Source organism: Kitasatospora sp. NPDC098663, assembly GCF_044760075.1.
GTDB lineage: Bacteria > Actinomycetota > Actinomycetes > Streptomycetales > Streptomycetaceae > Kitasatospora.
This window is the reverse complement of the sequence record NZ_JBIWAP010000003.1, coordinates 323,637-342,077: the sequence shown is the minus strand read 5'-3', so window position 1 is coordinate 342,077 and position 18,441 is coordinate 323,637. Positions and strand designations below refer to the sequence as shown.

The 18,441-nt window shown below is 75.7% G+C and carries 15 protein-coding genes; 11 read left to right on the top strand and 4 right to left on the bottom strand.

Annotation, left to right across the window (positions count from 1 at the left end; genetic code table 11):
- On the bottom strand, window positions 1–963 hold the full coding sequence (locus ACIQVZ_RS05185) for a thiopeptide-type bacteriocin biosynthesis protein (RefSeq protein ID WP_402447340.1): 963 nt from the start codon (window positions 961–963) through the stop codon (window positions 1–3).
- A 264-nt stretch (window positions 964–1,227) separates the two neighbouring features.
- Complete coding sequence (locus ACIQVZ_RS05180) at window positions 1,228–2,379, bottom strand: glycosyltransferase family 4 protein (RefSeq protein WP_350883102.1); 1,152 nt, start codon at window positions 2,377–2,379, stop codon at window positions 1,228–1,230.
- Between the two features lie 268 nt (window positions 2,380–2,647).
- Between ACIQVZ_RS05180 and ACIQVZ_RS05175 the strand changes: the two genes are divergently transcribed.
- From ACIQVZ_RS05175 to ACIQVZ_RS05135, 9 genes are all read left to right on the top strand, one after another.
- On the top strand, window positions 2,648–3,649 hold the full coding sequence (locus tag ACIQVZ_RS05175) for a GNAT family N-acetyltransferase (RefSeq protein ID WP_402447338.1): 1,002 nt from the start codon (window positions 2,648–2,650) through the stop codon (window positions 3,647–3,649).
- Window positions 3,642–4,433: an aminotransferase class IV gene (locus tag ACIQVZ_RS05170; RefSeq protein WP_402447336.1), complete on the top strand. Its 792-nt coding sequence runs from the start codon at window positions 3,642–3,644 to the stop codon at window positions 4,431–4,433. Before ACIQVZ_RS05175 ends, ACIQVZ_RS05170 begins: the two co-directional genes overlap by 8 nt.
- A gap of 151 nt (window positions 4,434–4,584) precedes the next feature.
- Complete coding sequence (locus ACIQVZ_RS05165; protein ID WP_402447334.1) at window positions 4,585–5,442, top strand: ABC transporter ATP-binding protein; 858 nt, start codon at window positions 4,585–4,587, stop codon at window positions 5,440–5,442.
- Window positions 5,443–5,485: 43 nt separating this feature from the next.
- The gene (locus ACIQVZ_RS05160; RefSeq protein WP_402447332.1) at window positions 5,486–8,101 is read left to right on the top strand and encodes an FtsX-like permease family protein; all 2,616 of its coding nucleotides are present in this window, start codon (window positions 5,486–5,488) and stop codon (window positions 8,099–8,101) included.
- Between the two features lie 297 nt (window positions 8,102–8,398).
- Complete coding sequence (locus tag ACIQVZ_RS05155) at window positions 8,399–8,869, top strand: hypothetical protein (RefSeq protein ID WP_402447330.1); 471 nt, start codon at window positions 8,399–8,401, stop codon at window positions 8,867–8,869.
- Window positions 8,866–10,458, top strand: coding sequence for a multicopper oxidase family protein (locus ACIQVZ_RS05150; RefSeq protein ID WP_402447328.1), 1,593 nt, complete (start codon window positions 8,866–8,868; stop codon window positions 10,456–10,458). The genes ACIQVZ_RS05155 and ACIQVZ_RS05150 overlap by 4 nt, the downstream gene beginning before the upstream one ends.
- A gap of 175 nt (window positions 10,459–10,633) precedes the next feature.
- Window positions 10,634–11,992, top strand: coding sequence for a DUF2252 domain-containing protein (locus ACIQVZ_RS05145; RefSeq protein ID WP_402447326.1), 1,359 nt, complete (start codon window positions 10,634–10,636; stop codon window positions 11,990–11,992).
- Window positions 11,993–12,080: 88 nt separating this feature from the next.
- Entirely contained in the window at window positions 12,081–12,623 is a 543-nt protein-coding gene (locus tag ACIQVZ_RS05140) for a GNAT family N-acetyltransferase (protein WP_350883085.1), read from the top strand.
- Between the two features lie 103 nt (window positions 12,624–12,726).
- Complete coding sequence (locus ACIQVZ_RS05135; protein ID WP_402447385.1) at window positions 12,727–13,647, top strand: DUF6891 domain-containing protein; 921 nt, start codon at window positions 12,727–12,729, stop codon at window positions 13,645–13,647.
- A 31-nt stretch (window positions 13,648–13,678) separates the two neighbouring features.
- On the opposite strand, the gene ACIQVZ_RS05130 is transcribed toward ACIQVZ_RS05135, so the two are convergent.
- On the bottom strand, window positions 13,679–14,590 hold the full coding sequence (locus tag ACIQVZ_RS05130) for a diacylglycerol kinase (protein WP_402447324.1): 912 nt from the start codon (window positions 14,588–14,590) through the stop codon (window positions 13,679–13,681).
- Window positions 14,587–16,209, bottom strand: a complete 1,623-nt coding sequence (locus ACIQVZ_RS05125) for an FAD-binding oxidoreductase (protein WP_402447322.1) — start codon at window positions 16,207–16,209, stop codon at window positions 14,587–14,589. The genes ACIQVZ_RS05130 and ACIQVZ_RS05125 overlap by 4 nt, the downstream gene beginning before the upstream one ends.
- A gap of 20 nt (window positions 16,210–16,229) precedes the next feature.
- Here ACIQVZ_RS05125 and ACIQVZ_RS05120 point away from each other — a divergent pair, with 20 nt between their 5' ends.
- Together ACIQVZ_RS05120 and ACIQVZ_RS05115 are read left to right on the top strand one after the other, a co-directional pair.
- Window positions 16,230–16,844 carry a TetR/AcrR family transcriptional regulator gene (locus tag ACIQVZ_RS05120; RefSeq protein ID WP_350883079.1) on the top strand — a complete coding sequence of 205 codons (615 nt, stop codon included), beginning with the start codon at window positions 16,230–16,232 and terminating at the stop codon, window positions 16,842–16,844.
- Complete coding sequence (locus ACIQVZ_RS05115; protein WP_402447321.1) at window positions 16,841–18,430, top strand: glycerol-3-phosphate dehydrogenase/oxidase; 1,590 nt, start codon at window positions 16,841–16,843, stop codon at window positions 18,428–18,430. The genes ACIQVZ_RS05120 and ACIQVZ_RS05115 overlap by 4 nt, the downstream gene beginning before the upstream one ends.
- The last annotated feature ends 11 nt before the right edge of the window (window positions 18,431–18,441 follow it).

Below are 18,441 nucleotides of genomic sequence, written 5' to 3'. Positions count from 1 at the left end.
TCAGGACCTCCCGTCACCGGTGAGCGCGTGGGTCAGCAGGCTCTGCCGGGCCAGGGAGAACCGCCCCCGGTTCCAGTGGAAGACGATGTAGTGGGCGGCGGCGCGGCGCGGGCCGATCACCGCTTCACCGGACTCGAAGTAGCCGGTGCGCCAGCGCTCGGCGGCCCGGCGTACGGCGTCCCCGTGCACCTCGACCGCCGCCCGCCGTCGCGGCGGCAGCGGAGCGAGCAGGCTCCGCCCGCCGGCCCGCCAGGCCGCGAGGATGCCCGCGGCGGCGCGCCGGGTGTCCTCGTCCGGGTCGGTGCCCAGCCTGCGGCCGGCGTCGTCCTGGAGCACCTGCCAGACCCCGCGGTGCTCCCAGCCGACGATGCCGAGGCCGCCGAGGAGTTCACCGAGGAGGTACAGGGACAACCGCCAGTCCGCGACGGCCTCCGGTCGGCCCGGTGCCGCGACGGTGTCGTGGTGATCGAGCCAGGCCAGGGAGTCCACCGTGAACAGGTCGTGGACGTGCCGCATCGAACGCGGGCCGCCGAAGAGGTAGGTCTCCGGCTCGTACCGCCCGCACAGCGGCGGTTGCGGCTGTCCGTCCACCGCGCGGAAGCGGCGCGTCAGTTCCTCGCGCAGCGCCCCGGCATCGGACCGGCCGGCCTCGAACCGGACCCGCAGTCCGGGCGGTTTGTGCATGAAGAAGAAGGAGCGCGCCGCGCCGGCGGAGATCAGGTCGCGGGCCGTGTCCGCGACGGCGCGGTACGTCCGGTGCCAAGTGGCCGGGCCCGGCGCGAGGTTGATCTGCACCCAGCCGTCCTCGGGCCGGTCGTCGCGCAGCGCGGACAGCCCGGCCGTCAGGAACGCGCGGCGCGCGGCCTCGTACTCGGGGCCCGCGGAATCGACCGGTACCGTTCCCCACGGAATGTCGCGAGCGTCCCGGAGGCAGTCGGCCAGCAATCGTTCGACCTCCACCATGGTGCCCACCTCCTCGTGATTTCGGCTCTGCTCCTGGGGTTTCCACGATTCGGTCGGATTGAAAAACGGAAGGCAAATATTCATATGATGAAAAAGGGTGCGCCCGCTGCGCGTAAGGGACTTCGCGCGCCGAAGGCGCATCCTGCGGGCGGATTCGTTGGCCTTCGCCCCCCCTGACTCGATGATCGCCGGTATATCGGTGAGTTGGTGCCATGGTGGCTCGAACTCCCTTTGAAGAAAGCGGCGTTGGCGCGCCAGAAAGTGTCAGGAGAGCTCGGCGGGAGCGCCGGTGACGGACCGGGTGGGGTCGAGCAGGTGGGCGAGGCGGTGGGCGGAGGCGGTCCAGGACCAGTGGGTGGTGGCCCAGTCGCGGCCGGCGGCGCCCATCCGGGCGCGGTCCGCCGGCGGGGCGAGGAGGAGGCGGGTGAGGGCGGCGGCCACGTCGGCCGGGTCGCGCCCGTCGACGACGGTGCCGGTGACGCCGTCGAGGACGGTGTCGGGGGCGCCGCCGGAGCGGCCGGCGACGACGGGCAGGGCGGCGGCGGCCGCTTCGAGGTAGACGATGCCGAGGCCTTCGGCTTCGAGGCCGGCCCGGCGGGTGCGGCACGGCATGGCGAAGACGTCGGCCTCGGCGTAGTGGGCGGCGGTGGCCGCGTGGTCGAGACCGCCGGCGAATTCGACGCTGCCGGGCTCGGTGCACCGGTGGGCGAGCGCGCGCAGGCGGTCCTCGTACGGGCCCTGGCCGACGAGGACGAGGACCGCGCCGGGGACGGCCCGGCGGATCGCCGGCAGGGCGCGGATCAGGACGTCCTGCCCCTTGCGCGGGACGAGCCGGGCGACGCAGAGGATCACCGGCCCGGTGCGGGCCCGTCGGGCGCCGGCCGCGCCGGGCCGGAAGCGGTCCGGGTCCACGCCGGGGACGAGGCGGGCCAGTCGGGCGCCCGGGCCGAGCGCGGGGGCGATCCGGGCGCGGGTGTACTCGCCGAGGTAGGTGACGACGTCGACGCTGCGGCCTATCCGGCGCAGCAGGCGGCGGGCGCCGGGGGTGCGGGCCCACCAGATCTCGTGGCCGTGGGTGGTGGCGACGGTGCGGCGGATGCCGTCGGCCTGGCGGAGCAGCCCGGGGGCCATCGCGGCGAGCGGGGCGGCGGCGCCGAACCAGACCCGGTCGCAGCCGTGGGCGCGGGCGATCTCGGCGGCGCGGCGGGTGGCCCGGGCGGTGGGCAGCAGGGTGCGGGCCCGGTCGCGGATCACCGGGAAGGGGAGAGCGGCGTCGTGCCGATCGGCGCCCGGTTCGGCGGAGGTGTAGACCACGACGTCGGAGTGGGGCAGTCGGGTGGCCAGGGCGTGGACGAAGGTTTCGATGCCGCCCTGGCGGGGCGGGAAGTCGTTGGTGACGATGAGTGTGCTGCCCATGGGCGGGTGAGACCTCGGTTCGGTGTCGGCGAAGGGATCGGAGCCAGGGCCGGCCGGTGGCGGTCGCAGGTCTGGGGAGTCGTGCCGATTCATCACCCGTTCATTGCATCGTCGCAGGTCAGCCTGGTCATCACGGTCAGGTCGAGTCCTCTGGTCGGGTTTCCCCTACCATCCGTCGGGGCCTTCGCCCGGCGGGCTTCGCATCCGATCTGACGTTCGGTGTCCGTCGGATTGCGGAAAGTGTCCGCGCTCCCGCTATCGTGTCGGCGTGGTGAGGTCGTGGGATGCGGCAGTGGAGCGGGCGCAGGACCGGCTGGCGGCGGGGCCGCGGCTGCGGGCGGTCGCCGAGGGGGACGAACGGCGGTTCGCCCTCTGGGACTTGGCGTCCCTGGTGGAGGGCGAGCTGGGGGAGCTGGTGGCCCCGGACGAGCTGACGCCGGAGGCCGAGCGCCGGTGGCGCGAGCGGCTGGGGGAGAGCGGCCGGGAGTGGCCCGGCGGCGAGCTGTACCGGCGCCGCTACTGGGTGCTGGACGAGGACGGCGCCGCGGCCGGCACGGTGGCGGTGGACAACTGGACCAGGGGGCCCGGCCAACTCGCCGTATCCTCCCTCTACTTGATTCCGCAGGCGCGCGGCCGGGGGCTGGCCGCCGGGGCGCTGGACGAGGTGTACGCGGCGGCCGCCGCGGAGGGCCTGCCCGGCTTCCGGCTGGAGGCGCACTGGGCCCGGCAGCACGCCGTCCGCTACTACCTGCGTCGCGGCCTCTGGGTGGTCGGCTGGAAGCATTCGCTGGCCCTGGCCCGGATGCCGCAGCTCCCGCCGTACCGGGTGTGCGAGGAGGGCGACTGGCTGCACCTGCTGGTCGCGGACCGGGGGTGGGGCTGGGTGCCGATGCTCGCCGCCGGCTGCGAGGGCCGCTGGCTGCGGCTGGACGAGACGCCCGACTACCGGGCGGCCGACGGCTGGGTGCACGAGTACGCGCGCTCGACCCTGGCGCTGCACCTGGCGCTCGCGGGCCGGCCGCTGGTGCGCGGCCCGCAGTGGTGGGCGGAGGCGTGGCGGTGGTCGGACGCCGGGGAGCCGGAGGGCCTGGCCTACAAGATCGAGCAGTTCGAGCAGCTGGCCCTCGCGGCGGGCCGCGAGGTGGTCAGCCCGTACCGCCCGGCGGCGGTGTCCGAAACCCCGGTGCCGACCCCGACTCCGCCCCCGGCGTCGAGGGCGCAGGCCCCGGTGGCGGCGGCGCCGGGGCTGGCAGACTCGGGGGATGGCTGAGATCGAGATCGACGGCGCCCCGGCCGACCCGGCCCGGCTGGCCGCACTGGGGCTGCTGAACTACGGGCACTTCACCACCCTGCGCGCCGAGGCGGGCCGGGTCCGGGGCCTGGCACTGCACCTGGACCGGCTGGTCCGGGACTGCCGGGTGCTGTTCGCCGCCGAGTTGGACCGGGCGGTGGTGCGGGAGCGGATCCGCGCGGTGCTGCCCGCCGACGGCGCGCCGGTGATCGTCCGGGTGACGGTGTACGACCCGGAGCTCGGCCTGGAGCGCCCCGGCGGCCCGGCGGTGCCCCGGCTGCTGCTGACCACCCGCCCGGCGGCGGTGGCCGCGCCGGGCCCGCTGCGGGTGCGCACGGTCGGGTACCGGCGGGAGCTGCCGGAGGTGAAGCACGTCGGCCTGTTCGGCCTGGTCCACCACCGCAGGCGGGCCCAACTCGACGGTTACGACGACGTGTTGCTGGTGGATCCGGACGGCGGCGGGGTGGTCGAGGGCGCCACCTGGAACGTCGGCTTCCTCGACGGCCGCCGACTGGTCTGGCCGGACGGCCCGAGCCTGCCCGGGGTGACCGCCGCGCTGCTGGCCGGCGCGTACGGCGGGCCGCAGTCGCGCGAGCGGGTGGACGCGTCCGGGCTGGGCCGCTTCACGGCGGCGTTCGCGGTGAACGCGGGCGTCGGCGTCCGGCCGCTGGCAGCGGTCGACGGTACGGCCTTCGACCCGGCGCACCCCGTGCTCGCCGAACTCGCCGCCGCCTACGGGGAGATCGCCGCCGACCCGGTGTGAGCCCACCAGACGCGGGCCCGCAGCCCCCCGGAGGGGGGTGGGGATATCCCCACCCCCGGTCCGCCAGCGGCCTCCATGGTCCGCCGGCCTGGCCTTTTCTAGCGTGGAACCCGTCGACGACCACCGACGATCCCCGAGGGAAGGCCCACCCATGGCACGCCGCCACGACCGCCCATCGACCGAGCCGTACGCCGCCGGACGGCACGCCGCCGGACCGTACGCGACGGGGGCGTACGGCGGCGGCCCGTACCCCGAGCAGGGCGCCCTTCCGGCGATCGAGCTGCGCGGGGTGCGCCGCACCTACGGCCGCGGCAGCGAGACGGTGCACGCGCTGCGCGGGATCGACCTGGCGCTGGCCCGGGGCAGCTTCACCGCCGTGATGGGCCCGTCCGGCTCCGGCAAGTCGACCTTCCTGCAGTGCGCGGCGGGCCTGGACAAGCCCGACCAGGGGGAGATCCGCCTCGGCGGCGAGGACATCACCCGGCTGAGCGAGGACCGGCTCACCAAGCTGCGCCGCAGCCGGATCGGCTTCGTCTTCCAGTCCTTCAACCTGCTGCCCTCGCTGACGGTGGAGCAGAACGTGCTGCTCCCGCAGCGGCTGGCCGGCGAGCGCCAGGACCGCGCCCGGGCCCGGGAGCTGCTGGCCCAGGTCGGCCTCGGCGAGCACGCCAAGCGGCGGCCCGGCCAGCTCTCCGGCGGCCAGCAGCAGCGGGTGGCGATCGCCCGCGCGCTGATCACCGACCCGGACGTGGTGTTCGCCGACGAGCCGACCGGCGCGCTGGACACCCGCACCGCGCACGAGGTGCTGGGCCTGCTGCGGCGCGCCGTGGACGACCTGGGCGCGACGGTGGTCATGGTGACCCACGACCCGGTGGCGGCCTCGTTCGCCGACCGGGCGCTGTTCCTGGCCGGCGGCGCGCTCGTCGACGAGCTGCACCACCCGCAGGCGCAGGCCGTCGCCGACCGGATGGTCTCGCTCACCGCCCGCCCGGTGGGGGTCGCGGCGTGAACGGGCGGGGTGGACCGATCGACGAGTGGAACGGGGCAGGGGCATGAGCAACGGACTGGCGCGCGCCTCGGTGCGCTTTCGACCCGCCTCCTTCGTGGGCACCCTGGTCGCCCTGCTGCTGGGCGCCGCCGTGGTGGTGGCCTGCGGCGTGCTGCTGCAGACCGGACTGACCGCGGGCGTCGCACCGCAGCGGTACACGGGCGCCCCGGTGGTGGTCGCGGCCGACCCGATGGTGCGGGTCACCGCCAAGGTCGGCCGCGACCACGAGACCAGGGAGCTGACCACCCCCGAGCGGGCCCGGACGGACGCCGCCCTGGTGGGCCGGATCTCCGCACTGCCCGGGGTCGCCGCCGCCCGCCCGGACAGCGCCTTCCCGCTGCCGGCCGGCGCCGGCACCCCCGCCCTGACCGGCCGGGGCTTCGCCGCGCTCGGCATCGCCGGCCCGGCCGACCAGCTGGTCGAGGGCCGTGCGCCCGGCGCCGACGAGGTGGTGCTGGACGCCGACACAGCGCGCGCCGCCCACCTCGCTCCCGGCGCGAAGCTCACCCTCACCGCCCCCGGCGGCACCGGCGACTACCGAGTCTCCGGCCTGGCCGCCGCCCAGTCGGCCGGCCCCACCGCCTGGTTCGCCGACGCCACCGCCGACCGCCTCTCCGGCCACCCCGGCCGGATCGACGCGATCGCCGTCCAGCCGCGCGAGGGCGTGGACCGCGCCGCGCTGGTCGCGCAGGTCCGCCAGGCCCTCGACGCCCAGGCCCCCGGCACCAAGGCCGTGGACGCCAAGGCCGCAGGCACCCCGGCCATCGGCCTTGAGACCAAGGCCGAGAGCGGCGGTGCCAAGGTCTTCACCGGCGACGGTCGCGGCACCGTCGAGCAGCCCGCCATCGGCGAGGCCCGCACCCTGCTGATGGCGCTCGGCGGCAGCTTCGGCGGCTACGCCACCATGACCGCGATCTTCGTCGTGATGAGCACCGTCGCCCTGGCCACCGGCCAGCGCGCCCGCGAGTTCGCCCTCCTGCGCGCCATCGGCGCCACCCCGCGGCAGATCCGCCGCACCATCGCCACCGAGGCGATGCTGGTCGCGCCGGTCGCCGGGGCGCTCGGCATCCTGCCCGGACTGGCCCTGGCCCACTGGTGGTTCGACGAACTGACCTCGCGCGGCGCCGTGCCGCAGGGCGTGCGGCTGGACGTCGGCCCGCTGCCGATACTCGCCGCCGTCCTCGTCTGCACCCTCGCCGCGCTGACCGCCGGCTTCCTGGCCGCCCGCCGCCCCGCCAAGCTGCGCCCCGGTCAGGCGCTCGGCGCGGCCGCCGTCGAACCGGGCCGCCCCGGCAAGGTGCGGACCGTCATCGGGCTGCTCTTCGCCGTCGGCGGCGTGGTGGCCGCCGGCTTCGCGGCCGCCCTGGACGGCATGAACGCCGCCAACACCGCGCTCGGCGTGGTCATGTGCTTCATGCTGGCCGTCGCGGTGCTCGGCCCCTGGGTGGCGCGGGTCGCCGCCACGGTGTTCGGCGCCCCGCTGCGGGCCGGCGGCGCCCCCGGCTCGCTGGCCGCCGACAACACCCGCGCCAACGCCCGCCGGATGGCCTCCGCGATCACCCCGATCGTGCTGGTCACCGCCTTCTGCGGCACCCTGCTGTTCCTCCAGAGCACCATCAGCCACGCCACCGGCGTGAACGTGCGGGACGGCATCGTCGCCGACCACGTGATCGGCTCCACCGGCCCCGGCCTGCCCGCGGGCACCGCCGACCGGGCCGCCAAGGTGCCCGGTGTGGACACCGCGGTCGGCGTGCTGCGCACCGCCGCCGTGTACACCCACGACATGCAGCCCGGCTCCGCGACCGCGCTCGGCGTCGGCGGCGACCCGGCCCGGCTGTCCCGGGTGCTCGACCTGGGCGTGCGCAGCGGTTCGCTCGCCGACCTGGGCCGCGCCGCCGACACCGTCGCCCTGGACGCCACGCTGGCCGACGCCCTGGACGTCAAGGTCGGCGACCGGGTGCCGCTGCGGCTCGGCGACGGCACCCCGGTGCGGCCCGCCGTGGTCGCCGTCTACGACCGCGGGCTCGGCTTCGGCCAGGTGCTGCTGCCCCGGGCGGTCGTCGCCGAGCACGTCACCGCCGGGTACGACAGCCAGGTGCTGGTCGCCGACGCGCCGGGCGCCGACCGCACGGCGGTGGCGGCCGCGCTGGCGGGCCTCGCGGGCCCCGGCGGGGCGACCGTGACCGACCGGGCCGGATTCGTCGCCCAGTCCGACAAGATGATGGAGCTGAACGCCTGGGCCAACACCGTGATGGCCGGCGTGCTCGGCGGGTTCGCCGCCGTCACCGCCGTCAACACCCTGGTGATGACCGTCCTCGACCGGCGCCGCGAGGTCGCCCTGCTCCGACTGGCCGGCACCACCCGGCGCCAGGTGCGCGGCATGATGCGCTGGGAGGCGCTGCTGGTCGCCGCGACCGGCCTGGTGATCGGCGGGGGGATCGCCTGGACCGCCCTCGTCCCGATCGCCCGGGGCGTCGCCAACTCCTCCCCGTACATCCCGCCGGTGCTCGCCCTGCCGCTGGCCGCCGGAGCCGTCCTGCTCTGCCTCGGCGCGACCGGGCTGCCCGCCCGGGCCCTGCTGCGCACCCGCCCGGTGGCGCTGGGCGCCGCCCGGCAGTAGCCGAGGCCCGTGAAAGCCCGAAGGGCCCCGTCCGGTACCGCCGGACGGGGCCCTTCGGGCTGTCGCGGCACCTGCTCGAGGATCGCTGGACGGGCACACCAGAGCCTCGCTCGTACGGGTGACAAAAGTCGGGCCGAGTAGGCGCAATGGGGTAGCTGGGAAAGTCCAAACCCCTTTATTGGAGCTGATCGTGATGTCGGATCAGCTACGCTCTCGCCCGCCCCGACCCGTCCGACCCGTCCGACCCGTCCGACCCGCCCGACCCGCCCGACCCGCCGAAGCAGAGAGTAGCCCGACATGAGCAGTCCTCCCGCGGCCGCCGCGCCCCGCTGGCCGCTGATCCTGCTGCGCACCACCGCGACCACCCTGGCGGTCCTGGCCCTGCTCCAGGTCATGCTGGCCGGCAGCTTCCTCAACGGCACCTACGAGTCCCTCAAGGACCACGAGGGCAACGCGATGACGCTGGCCACCGTGGTCCTCTGCCAACTGGTGGTGGCCGCGCTGGTGCGCCGGCCCGGCCGCGGCCCGCTCTGGCCGCTGTGGACCACCGCCGTGCTGACCGTCGCCGTCGTCGGCCAGATCGCGGCCGGCTACGCGCGGTCGATCGGCGTGCACGTCACCCTCGGGGTGCTGCTGGTCAGCGGGGTCCTGTTCGGGCTGGTCGGGGCCTGGCGGCTGCCGCTGCCCGCCCGCGCGGACCACCAGCCCGAGCCGGACGGAAGCGGACGCCTGCCGCGCCCCGGCGGGCCGCTGGAGGTGTCCAAGTGAACCGTCGCCGGTTCCTGGGCGTCGGTGCCTCCGTCCTCGGCGCGGGCGCGCTGGCCGCCGTCGCCGGCCCCGCCGCCGCCCGGCTGTTCGCCGAGGGCCACCCCGGTCGGCTGCTCGGCAGCGGCCTCGACCTGCCCGAGCCGTTCCAGGTCCCGCTGCCGGTGCCCACGGTGCTCCAGCCGGTGCGCACCGACGCGACGGCCGACTACTACGAGATCACCCAGCGGGTCGCCGAGCTGGAGATCCTGCCCGGCGTCAGGACCAAGGCCTGGACGTACGGGGGTACCTTCCCCGGGCCGACGCTGGCCACCCGGTCCGGCCGGGCGGCGGTGGTCAAGCACCGCAACGAGCTGCCGGTGCCGTCCGTGGTCCACCTGCACGGCGGCCACACCCCGGCCGACAGCGACGGCTACCCCGTCGACCTGCTGCTGCCGGTCGGTTCCTCCGGTGCGGGCCAGGGAGCGTCGGACATGCAGGGAATGTCCGATATGCCAGGCATGTCAGGGATGGGCCACGAGGCGGGGCGCACCGCCGAGGGCGAGCGCACCCACACCTACCCGGGCAAGCAGCGCGCCGCCACCCTCTGGTACCACGACCACCGGATGGGCTTCACCGGCCCCGGCGTCTGGCGCGGCCTGGCAGGCTTCCACCTCGTCCACGACGACGAGGAGAACGCCCTGCCGCTGCCGCGCGGCGACCGCGACCTCCCGCTGATGCTCGCCGACCGCTCCTTCACCGAGGACGGCTCCTTCCGCTACCCCGCCATCGACGAGGACCTCGCCTCGCCCGGCGTCACCGACGACTACATGAACGGCGTCCTCGGCGACGTCATCCTCGTCAACGGCGCCCCCTGGCCCCGCCTCGACGTCGACCGCGCCCGCTACCGGCTGCGCCTGCTCAACGCCTCCAACGCCCGCCCCTACCGGCTCCGGCTCGACCCGCAGCCCTCCGGCGGCGACGCCCTCGTCCAGATCGGCTCCGACGGCGGCCTGCTCGCCGCCCCGGTCGCCCACGACGTGCTGGAGATCGCCCCGGCCGAGCGCTTCGACATCGTCGTCGACTTCTCCCGCTACGCCCCGGGCACCTCGGTGCGGCTGCTCAACCTCTTCGGCAGCGGGCGCACGGCGGAGGTGATGCGATTCGACGTCTCCGGCAAGAAGGTCAGCGACGACTCGACCGTGCCCGACAAGCTGTCCACGATCGAGGGCCTGGACGCCTCCGCCGTCGACGTCACCCGCAAGTTCGTCTTCCGGCGCAGCGGCAGCTACGGCTGGACCATCAACGGCGACCTGTACCGGCCCGGCCGCGACCTCGCCCGGCCCGCCCTCGGCAGCACCGAGCGGTGGCGCTTCACCTCCGACCTGCACCACCCCGTTCACGTCCACCTCAACCAGTTCCAGGTGCTCAGCCGCAACGGTCGCGACCCGGGCCCGTACGACGGCGGCTGGAAGGACACCGTCGACCTACGCCCGGCCGAGGCGGTCGAAGTCCTGGTGCGCTTCACCGACTACCGGGGGACGTACATGATGCACTGCCACAACCTGGAGCACGAGGACATGGCGATGATGGCGGACTTCACCGTGCAGTGAGCCGGGGCCGGCCTGCTTCGTTCGGCCGGCTTCATCCGGTCGGCCGAGTGCCGGAGGGCGCGCGGTGCGCGCTCCGGCGCTCGTGGCCTAGCGTCGCGGGGAGACGTACCCCGCTCGCCGCCCGCCGTCTTCGCCGTTTCGTCCTCCCACCGTCCCACCGACCGAGGAGCCGCGTATGACCACCCCCGCCGAACGCCGCCGGCACGGCCGGGCCGCCCGCGACCGCGTCTCCCGCTCCGCCCACGGGCGGTGGATCCCCGCCGCCGACCGGCCCGACCCGGTCGAGGTGCTGGTGCGCCAGGGCGAGGACCGGGTCGCCCGGCTGCTGCCGATCCGCTACGGGCGGATGGCCGACACCCCCTTCGCCTACCTGCGCGGCGCCGCCGCCGTCATGGCCGCCGACCTCGGCGCCGTCCCCGACACCGGCCTCACCGTCCAACTCTGCGGCGACGCCCACCTGGTGAACTTCGGCCTGTTCGCCTCGCCGGAACGCGCCCTGCTCTTCGACGTCAACGACTTCGACGAGACCCACCCCGGCCCCTTCGAGTGGGACGTCAAACGGCTGGCCGCCAGCATCGCCGTCGCCGCCCGCGACCACGGACAGGACGAGGACCGCGCCCACCGCGCGGCCCGCACCGCCGTCCAGGGCTACGCCACCGCCATGCGCCGCCTCGCCGGGCTCGGCGAACTCGACGTCTGGTACTCCCGGATCGACGCCGGCGACCTGCTGGCGCCGCTGCGCAAACCCCGGCAGCGCAAGCAGGCCGAGGCCGACCTCGCCCAGGCCCGCCGCCGCACCAGCCTGCACGCCTTCGGCAAGCTCACCGAGGAACGCGACGGGCGGCGGCGCATCATCAGCGCGCCACCGCTCATCGAACCGCTGAAGAAGAACGAACTGCGCGACATCGGCAGGGTGTTCAGCGACTACCGGGCCACCCTCGCCGAGGACCGCCGCGTCCTCCTCGACCGCTACCGCTTCGTCGACGCGGCGATGAAGGTCGTCGGTGTCGGCAGCGTCGGCACCCGCTGCTACATCGTCCTGCTGGAGGGCCGGGACACCCGCGACCCGCTGTTCCTCCAGCTCAAGGAGGCCGGACGGTCCGTCCTGGAGGACCACCTGCCGCCCACCCGGGTCGACGCCGAGGTCTCCGTCCACCACGGCGGGCGGCGCGTCGTCACCGGCCAGCACCTCATGCAGGCCGCCGGCGACATCTTCCTCGGCTGGACCACCGGCCCCGCCGGGCGCCACTTCTACGGGCGCCAACTGCGCGACATGAAGGGCTCGGTCCAGGTCGCCGACCTCGCCCCGTCCGGCCTGCGCGCCTACGCCGACCTGTGCGGCCGCACTCTCGCCCGCGCCCACGCGCGCACCGGCGACCGCCTCGCCATCGCCGGCTACCTGGGCGGCGCGGACACCTTCGCCGAGGCGATCGCCGACTTCGCCGTCCGGTACGCCGACCAGACGGCGCTCGACCACGCCGAACTGGTCGCCGCGATCGACGCCGGCCGGATCACCGCGACCCCGGGCGTGTGAAGCACGGCGCGCCCCCCGGGGCGCAGGGGTGCGGGGGAGGCGGAAAACGGGTTGCCTCGGCAGGCGCGGTCGGCGTTGGCTGGCCCGCATGACCGAACTGCGTACCGACCGCCTGCTCCTGCGCCCCTGGCGGGACACCGACCTCGCACCCTGGGCCGCGCTGAACGCCGACCCCGAAGTCCGCGAGCACCTCGGCGACATCCTCACCCGCGAGCAGTGCGACGCCTCGGTGGCGCGCTTCGAGGCCGAGACCGCGGCGCGCGGGTACGGCTGGCTGGCCGTCGAGGTGCGCGCCACCGGCGAGTTCGTCGGCCTGGCCGGCCTCGACGAGGTCGACGAGGGCCTGCCCTTCACCGGCGTCGAGATCGGCTGGCGCCTCGCACGCGCCGCCTGGGGCCACGGCTATGCCACCGAGGCGGCCCGCGCCGTCCTCGCCCACGGCTTCGACACCCTCGGCCTCCCCGAGATCCTCGCCGTCACCACCGCGACCAACCACCGCTCGCAGGCCGTCATGCGCCGCCTCGGGATGACGTCCGACCCCGCCGACGACTTCGAGGACCCGACCGCCCCCGAGGGCCCGCTGCGGCCCAACGTGCTGTTCCGCCTCCGCCGCGAGCAGCGGGCGGCCTGACGGCGGCCTGACGGCGGGCCGGGAACGGGCCGGGAACGGGCTGACGGCAGGCGCGTCCCGGGGCTCGGCGCCGTTGTCAGTGGCGTGTGGTTGGGTGATCCACATGTTGGCGATCGGGGTGCAGGAGAACAACGGGACGCGCCACCTCCGGGTGGAGGCGGCCGAGTTGGCGCGGCTGGTGCGGCGGATCGGCGCGAAGGGCGACCGCTTCCTGGTCGCCCAGCGGATACCGGACCTGCCGGACGTCTTCATCCAGGTGTGGCACGCCGAAGGCGGCGAGTACACGCTCGAACACCGCGACGGCTCCGCGGCCCGGCACTTCGAGGTGCGCACCGAGGGGCCCGAGGCGGTCATCGCGGCGATGACGGGCTGGGCGCGGCACGAGCCGGGCTGGGGCGACGACCTGGACTGGCAGCCGCTCGACCTGGGCCCGCAGCCCGAGCCGGCCCCGCCGCTCGACCTGCCCGCCGACGACCTGCGGCAGTTGCACGACCGGCTGCGCCTCACCCTGGCCGGCGGCTACACCACCCGCGCCGAGCTCGCCGAACTCGCGGAGGACCACCTGGTCTCCGGCGACCACCGCCCGCTCTCCCGCGACCAGGCCGAGCAACTGGCAGACCGGCTCTGGCTGGAGCGCGTCGGCGAGCAGACCGGCTGGATCGGCGAGACCGACCCGGAACGCCTCACCCGGGCCTTCGCCGCCCTGGAGGAGGCCGGTATCACCGCCCGGGAGCACTTCAGCTGCTGCGCTTCCTGCGGCGACGCCGAGATCGCCGCCGCCGGGGCGCCGGACGCCCGCGGCTACGTCTACTTCCACACCCAGTCCACCGACTCCGCCGCCGCCGGCCACGGCCTCACCCTCCGCTACGGCGGCTTCGACGCCTCGCCGCTGACCACCACCGCCATCGGCCACGAGGTGGCCGGCGCGCTGGCGGACGTCGGCCTGCCCGTCGGCTGGAGCACCGACCCCTCCCGCGCGATGGAGATCCGCCCCCTCCTCTGGCGCCGCCGCCTGGCCGGGTGAGGACCGTGGCCCCGACGGGGAGGCGGGTGGGTCACGGCACCAGGAGGTGCAGGGCGCCGGGCGCGGCGCTCACGTCGACGGGGAGGGCCGCGATGAACTCGCCGTCGGCGTAGGCGGTGATGGCGGGGGAGTCGATCCGCAGGGACGCGGTGCGGTGGGTGGTGACTTCGGGGTGGGCGGTGTGGGTGCCCTTGAAGAGGGTGGGGAAGAAGCGGGCGATGCGCAGCCGGGGCATGGCGGCGACGAGGGTGAGGTCGAGGAGGCCGTCGTCCGGGAGGGCGTCGGGGCAGATGAGCATGCCGCCGCCGTAGCTGCGGGTGTTGCCGACGGCGGCCAGGGTGAGGTCGCGTTCGATGACGGTGCCGTCGGCGAGGGTGATGCGGAACGGCAGCGGGCGCAGGTTGGCGAACTCGGCGAGGATGGCCAGGTTGTAGCGCATCCGGCCGCGGGGCCAGCGCAGGCGGTTGGCGCGGTCGCTGACCAGCGAGTCGAAGCCGGTGGCGAGGACGGAGCCGTACCAACGGGTGGTGCCGTCGGCGGCGGTGACCAGGCCGAGGTCGACGGTCCTGGTGCGGCCGGCGGCGACGACGTCGGCGGCGGCTTCGGGGCCGGCGAGCGGGAGGCCGTACGCGCGGGCGTGGTCGTTTCCGGTGCCGGCGGGTATCACGCCGAGCGGGACGGCGGTGCCGGCGACGGCCTGGAGCGCGAGGTTGACCATGCCGTCGCCGCCGACGGCCACGACGGCGTCGACGCCGTCCGCCACGGCTCGGCGGGCGAGGCGGACGGCGTCCTCGGGGTCGCGGCCGGCGTGCCGGTCGACCTGGAGGCCGAGGGCGTGCAGACGGGCGACGGCCCGGTGGGCGGCAGGCGCGGCGTGGCCGGCGCCCGCCGCCGGGTTGCTGAGGACGGCCACTCGCCTGATGGCTCGCGGACCGCCGGTCACGGGATCAGCTTGCCGGGGTTGAGGATGCCCGCCGGGTCCAGTTCGGCCTTGACGGCGCGCAGGATGCGCACGCCGAGCTCGCCGATCTCGTCGCTCATCCAGGGCCGGTGGTCGGCGCCGACGGCGTGGTGGTGGGTGATGGTGCCGCCGGTGGTGACGATGGCGTCGCCGGCGGCGCGCTTGGCGGCGGCCCACCGGGTGAGCGGGTCCTCGCCGAGGGCGGCGACGACGGTGAAGTAGAGCGAGGCGCCGGTCGGGTAGACGTGCGAGACGTGGCAGAGGACGAGGGCGCCGGGCAGGGCGGTGGTGAGCGCCTCGGTGACGGCGGTCCGCAGCTGCGGGAGCCGGCTCCAACTGGCCGCGGTCTCCAGGGTTTCGCAGAGGGCGCCGGCGCTGAGCAGGGAGTCCCGCAGGTAGGGGGCGTTGAAGCGGCCGTGTTCCCAGGCCCGGGCGGGGGCTTCGCCGAGGGAGGTGGCGCCGGCGGCGAGCAGGGTGTCGCGGGTGAGCCGGTGGCGGGTGGCGACCTGTTCGGTGGTGCCTTCGAAGACGGTGACGGCGAGGCAGCCGGTGACGGCGGGGGCGCCGCCGATCTGCTCGGTCATGGCGAGGTTGACCATCGTCTCGGCCTCGTCGGAGAGCCGGATGACGGTGGGGCCGGTGCCGGCCTGCTCGACGGCGCGCAAGGCGGCGCTGCCGGTGGCGAAGTCGGGCAGGCTCCAGGCCTCGTAGGCCTTGACGGCGGGCAGCGGGTGGACGCGGAGCCGGACGGCGGTGATGACGCCGAGGGTGCCTTCGGAGCCGAGGAAGAGTTCGCGCAGGTCGGGGCCGGCGGCGGAGGCGGGGGCGCGGCCGAGGTCGAGCACACCGGCGGGGGTGACGACGCGCAGGCCGCGGACCATCTCGTCGAAGCGTCCGTGTCCGGCCGAGTCCTGGCCGGAGGAGCGGGTGGCGGCGAAGCCGCCGAGGGTGGCGTAGCGGAAGCTCTGCGGGTAGTGGCCGAGTTCGTAGCCGCGCTCGGCGAGCAGGGCCTCGGCGGCCGGGCCGGTGAGGCCGGCGCCGAGGACGGCCTCGCCGGAGGTCTCGTCGAGGTCGTGGAGCCGGTCGAGGCGGCGCAGGTCGAGCGAGATGACGGCGGTGAGGCCGCCGCGCTCGGGGTCGAGGCCGCCGACGACGCTGGTGCCGCCGCCGAACGGGACGACGGCGATGCGGCGTTCGGCGCACAGCGCGAGGACGGCGGCGATCTCCTGCTCGTCGCCGGGCAGCACGACGGCGTCGGGCGCGTCCTGGGGGGCCCGGCTGCGGCGGCGCAGCAGGTCGGGGGTCGACTTGCCGCCGGCGCGGGGGAGCCGGTCGGCGTCGGCGGCGCTGACGTTGGTCTCGCCGACGGCGGCGGCGAGGGCCTTGAGGTCGTCGGCGGCGATCCGTGAGGGCTGCAGGAGGACCTCGTCGGCGGCCGGTCCGGGGGTGGCGTCGCCGGTGACGCCGAGGGCGGCGGCGAGCAGTCCCTTGATGTCCGCGGACAGCTCCTTGGCGAGGGCCGGGTCGCCCCAGGCGTCCCACTTCATCGGGGGGAGCGGTAGCGCGGCGCCGGCCGGTCCCGCTTGCGTCTCAGGTGCCATGCGTTACAGTTTCACACATCATGTCAAGTAGTAACGCCGAGCCCCCTGGCAGTCCCGCCCGCAGCACCGACGACGCGATCCTGGACGCCGCCGCCGATCTGATCGTCCATCTCGGCGTGCGCCGAACGCAGTTGGCGGAGATCGCCCGCCGCGCCGGGGTCAGCCGACCGACCGTCTACCGGCGCTGGCCGGACGTCCGGGCGGTGATCGGCGCCCTGCTCACCCGGGAGATCCGGGCCACCCGGGAGGGCGTCGCCCTGACCCTCGGGGGCGACGGCGCCCCGATCGGCCGGGAGGCCTTCGTCGACGGGGTCGTCGAGGTGGCCGTCCGGCTGCGGGACCACCCGGTGCTCGGCGCGCTGCTGCGCTCCGCCGACTCCGACCTGCTGCTGGAGTACGTCGTCGAGCGCCTCGGCACCAGCCAGCGCGGCCTGCTGGAGGCGCTGCGGGCCGGCATCGAGCAGGGGCAGGCGCACGGCTCGATCCGGGCCGGGGAGCCGGTCGAACTGGCCGCCATGGTCCTGCTGATCGCCCAGTCCACCGTCCAGTCGCACCGCATGGTCGCCTCCCTGCTGCCGGAGGCCGCCTGGCGGCGCGAACTGACCAGAGCACTGAACGGATACCTCGCGCCATGACCTCGACGCCCGCCGGATCCTCCGCCGCTCACCCCGCCGAATCCTCCGCCGCTCCCTTCGCCGGCTCCAGCCGACTCGACGCCGGCCGGCGCCAGGCGGAACTCGAAGCGCTGGGGGACGACCCGCGGGTCGACCTGCTGGTGATCGGCGGTGGCGTCACCGGCGCCGGGGTGGCCCTGGACGCCGCCTCGCGCGGGCTGCGCACGGTGCTGGTCGAGTCCCGCGACCTGGCCTTCGGCACCAGCCGCTGGAGCTCCAAACTGGTGCACGGCGGCCTGCGCTACCTCGCCTCCGGGCGGATCGGGGTGGCTCGGGAGAGCGCGATCGAGCGCGGCGTGCTGATGACCCGCACCGCCCCGCACCTGATCCGCGCGCTGCCCCAACTGGTGCCGCTGCTCCCGGGCTTGCTGCGCCCCGGGCAGGCCTCGCTGATCCGGGTGGGCTTCCACGCCGGGGACGCGCTGCGGATCGGCGCCGGGACGCCGGCCGCGCTGCTGCCCCGGGTGCGCCGGATCGGCGCCGCGCGGACGCGGCAGCTGGTGCCGGGCGTGCGGACCGCCGGACTGTCCGGCGCGCTGGTCGCGCACGACGGCCAACTCGTCGACGACGCCCGGCTGGTGGTGGCGCTGGCGCGGACCGCGGCGCAGTACGGCGCCACCGTGCTGACCAGGGTGCGGGCGGAGTCCGTGACCGGCAGCAGCGCCCGGCTCACCGACACCGTCACCGGGCAGTCGCTGACCGTCGAGGCCGGCGCGGTGGTCAACGCCACCGGCGTCTGGGCGGGCGAGGTGGACCCGTCGATCAGGCTGCGCCCCAGCCGGGGCACCCACCTCCTGGTGGACGCCGCCGCGCTCGGCCACCCGACCGCGGCGCTCACCGTGCCGGTGCCCGGTTCGACCAGCCGCTTCGTCTTCGCGCTGCCCCAGCAGCTCGGCCGGGTGGCGATCGGGCTGACCGACGAGGACGCGCCCGGTCCGATCCCGGACGAGCCGCAGCCCGCCGAGGGCGAGCTCGCCTTCCTGCTCGACACCGTCAACGCCGCCCTGAGCACCGCGCTGACCAGGGCGGACGTGCGCGGCGCGTACGCGGGACTGCGGCCGCTGATCGACACCGGGGGCGGCAGCACCGCCGACATCTCCCGGGAGCACGCGGTGCTGGAGTCGCCGTCCGGGCTGGTCACGGTGGTCGGCGGCAAGCTCACCACCTACCGGCGGATGGCCGAGGACGCGGTGGACGCCGCCGTCCGGCTGCGCGGCCTGCCGGCCCGGGCCTGCTGGACGGCCCGCCTGCCGCTGGTCGGCGCCCCGGCCCACCGGGACAGCCGCCCGCTCCCGGCGGGCGCCGTGCCCGGCTCGCTGCTCGCCCGCCACGGCGGATCGTCCCAGGAGGTGCTGGCAGCCGGGGAGTTGACCCCGATCGCGGAGGGCCTGGACGTGACGCGCGCCGAGGTCGCCTACGCCGTCACGCACGAGGGCGCGCTCGACGTCGCCGACGTGCTCGACCGCCGGACCAGGATCGGCCTGGTCGCCGAGGACGCCGAGCGGGCCCGGAAGGCGGTCGAGGAGATCGTGGCGCGGCGCCTGTAGCGGGTGGGGGA

Bases quoted from the DNA above. Each gene is read 5' to 3' on its own strand.
- ACIQVZ_RS05185 (WP_402447340.1), bottom strand. From the start codon at position 963: ATGGTGGAGGTCGAACGATTGCTGGCCGACTGCCTCCGGGACGCTCGC.
- ACIQVZ_RS05180 (WP_350883102.1), bottom strand. From the start codon at position 2,379: ATGGGCAGCACACTCATCGTCACCAACGACTTCCCGCCCCGCCAGGGC.
- ACIQVZ_RS05170 (WP_402447336.1), top strand. From the start codon at position 3,642: ATGGCTGAGATCGAGATCGACGGCGCCCCGGCCGACCCGGCCCGGCTG.
- ACIQVZ_RS05165 (WP_402447334.1), top strand. From the start codon at position 4,585: ATGGCACGCCGCCACGACCGCCCATCGACCGAGCCGTACGCCGCCGGA.
- ACIQVZ_RS05160 (WP_402447332.1), top strand. From the start codon at position 5,486: ATGAGCAACGGACTGGCGCGCGCCTCGGTGCGCTTTCGACCCGCCTCC.
- ACIQVZ_RS05155 (WP_402447330.1), top strand. From the start codon at position 8,399: ATGAGCAGTCCTCCCGCGGCCGCCGCGCCCCGCTGGCCGCTGATCCTG.
- ACIQVZ_RS05145 (WP_402447326.1), top strand. From the start codon at position 10,634: ATGACCACCCCCGCCGAACGCCGCCGGCACGGCCGGGCCGCCCGCGAC.
- ACIQVZ_RS05140 (WP_350883085.1), top strand. From the start codon at position 12,081: ATGACCGAACTGCGTACCGACCGCCTGCTCCTGCGCCCCTGGCGGGAC.
- ACIQVZ_RS05135 (WP_402447385.1), top strand. From the start codon at position 12,727: ATGTTGGCGATCGGGGTGCAGGAGAACAACGGGACGCGCCACCTCCGG.
- ACIQVZ_RS05125 (WP_402447322.1), bottom strand. From the start codon at position 16,209: ATGGCACCTGAGACGCAAGCGGGACCGGCCGGCGCCGCGCTACCGCTC.
- ACIQVZ_RS05120 (WP_350883079.1), top strand. From the start codon at position 16,230: ATGTCAAGTAGTAACGCCGAGCCCCCTGGCAGTCCCGCCCGCAGCACC.
- ACIQVZ_RS05115 (WP_402447321.1), top strand. From the start codon at position 16,841: ATGACCTCGACGCCCGCCGGATCCTCCGCCGCTCACCCCGCCGAATCC.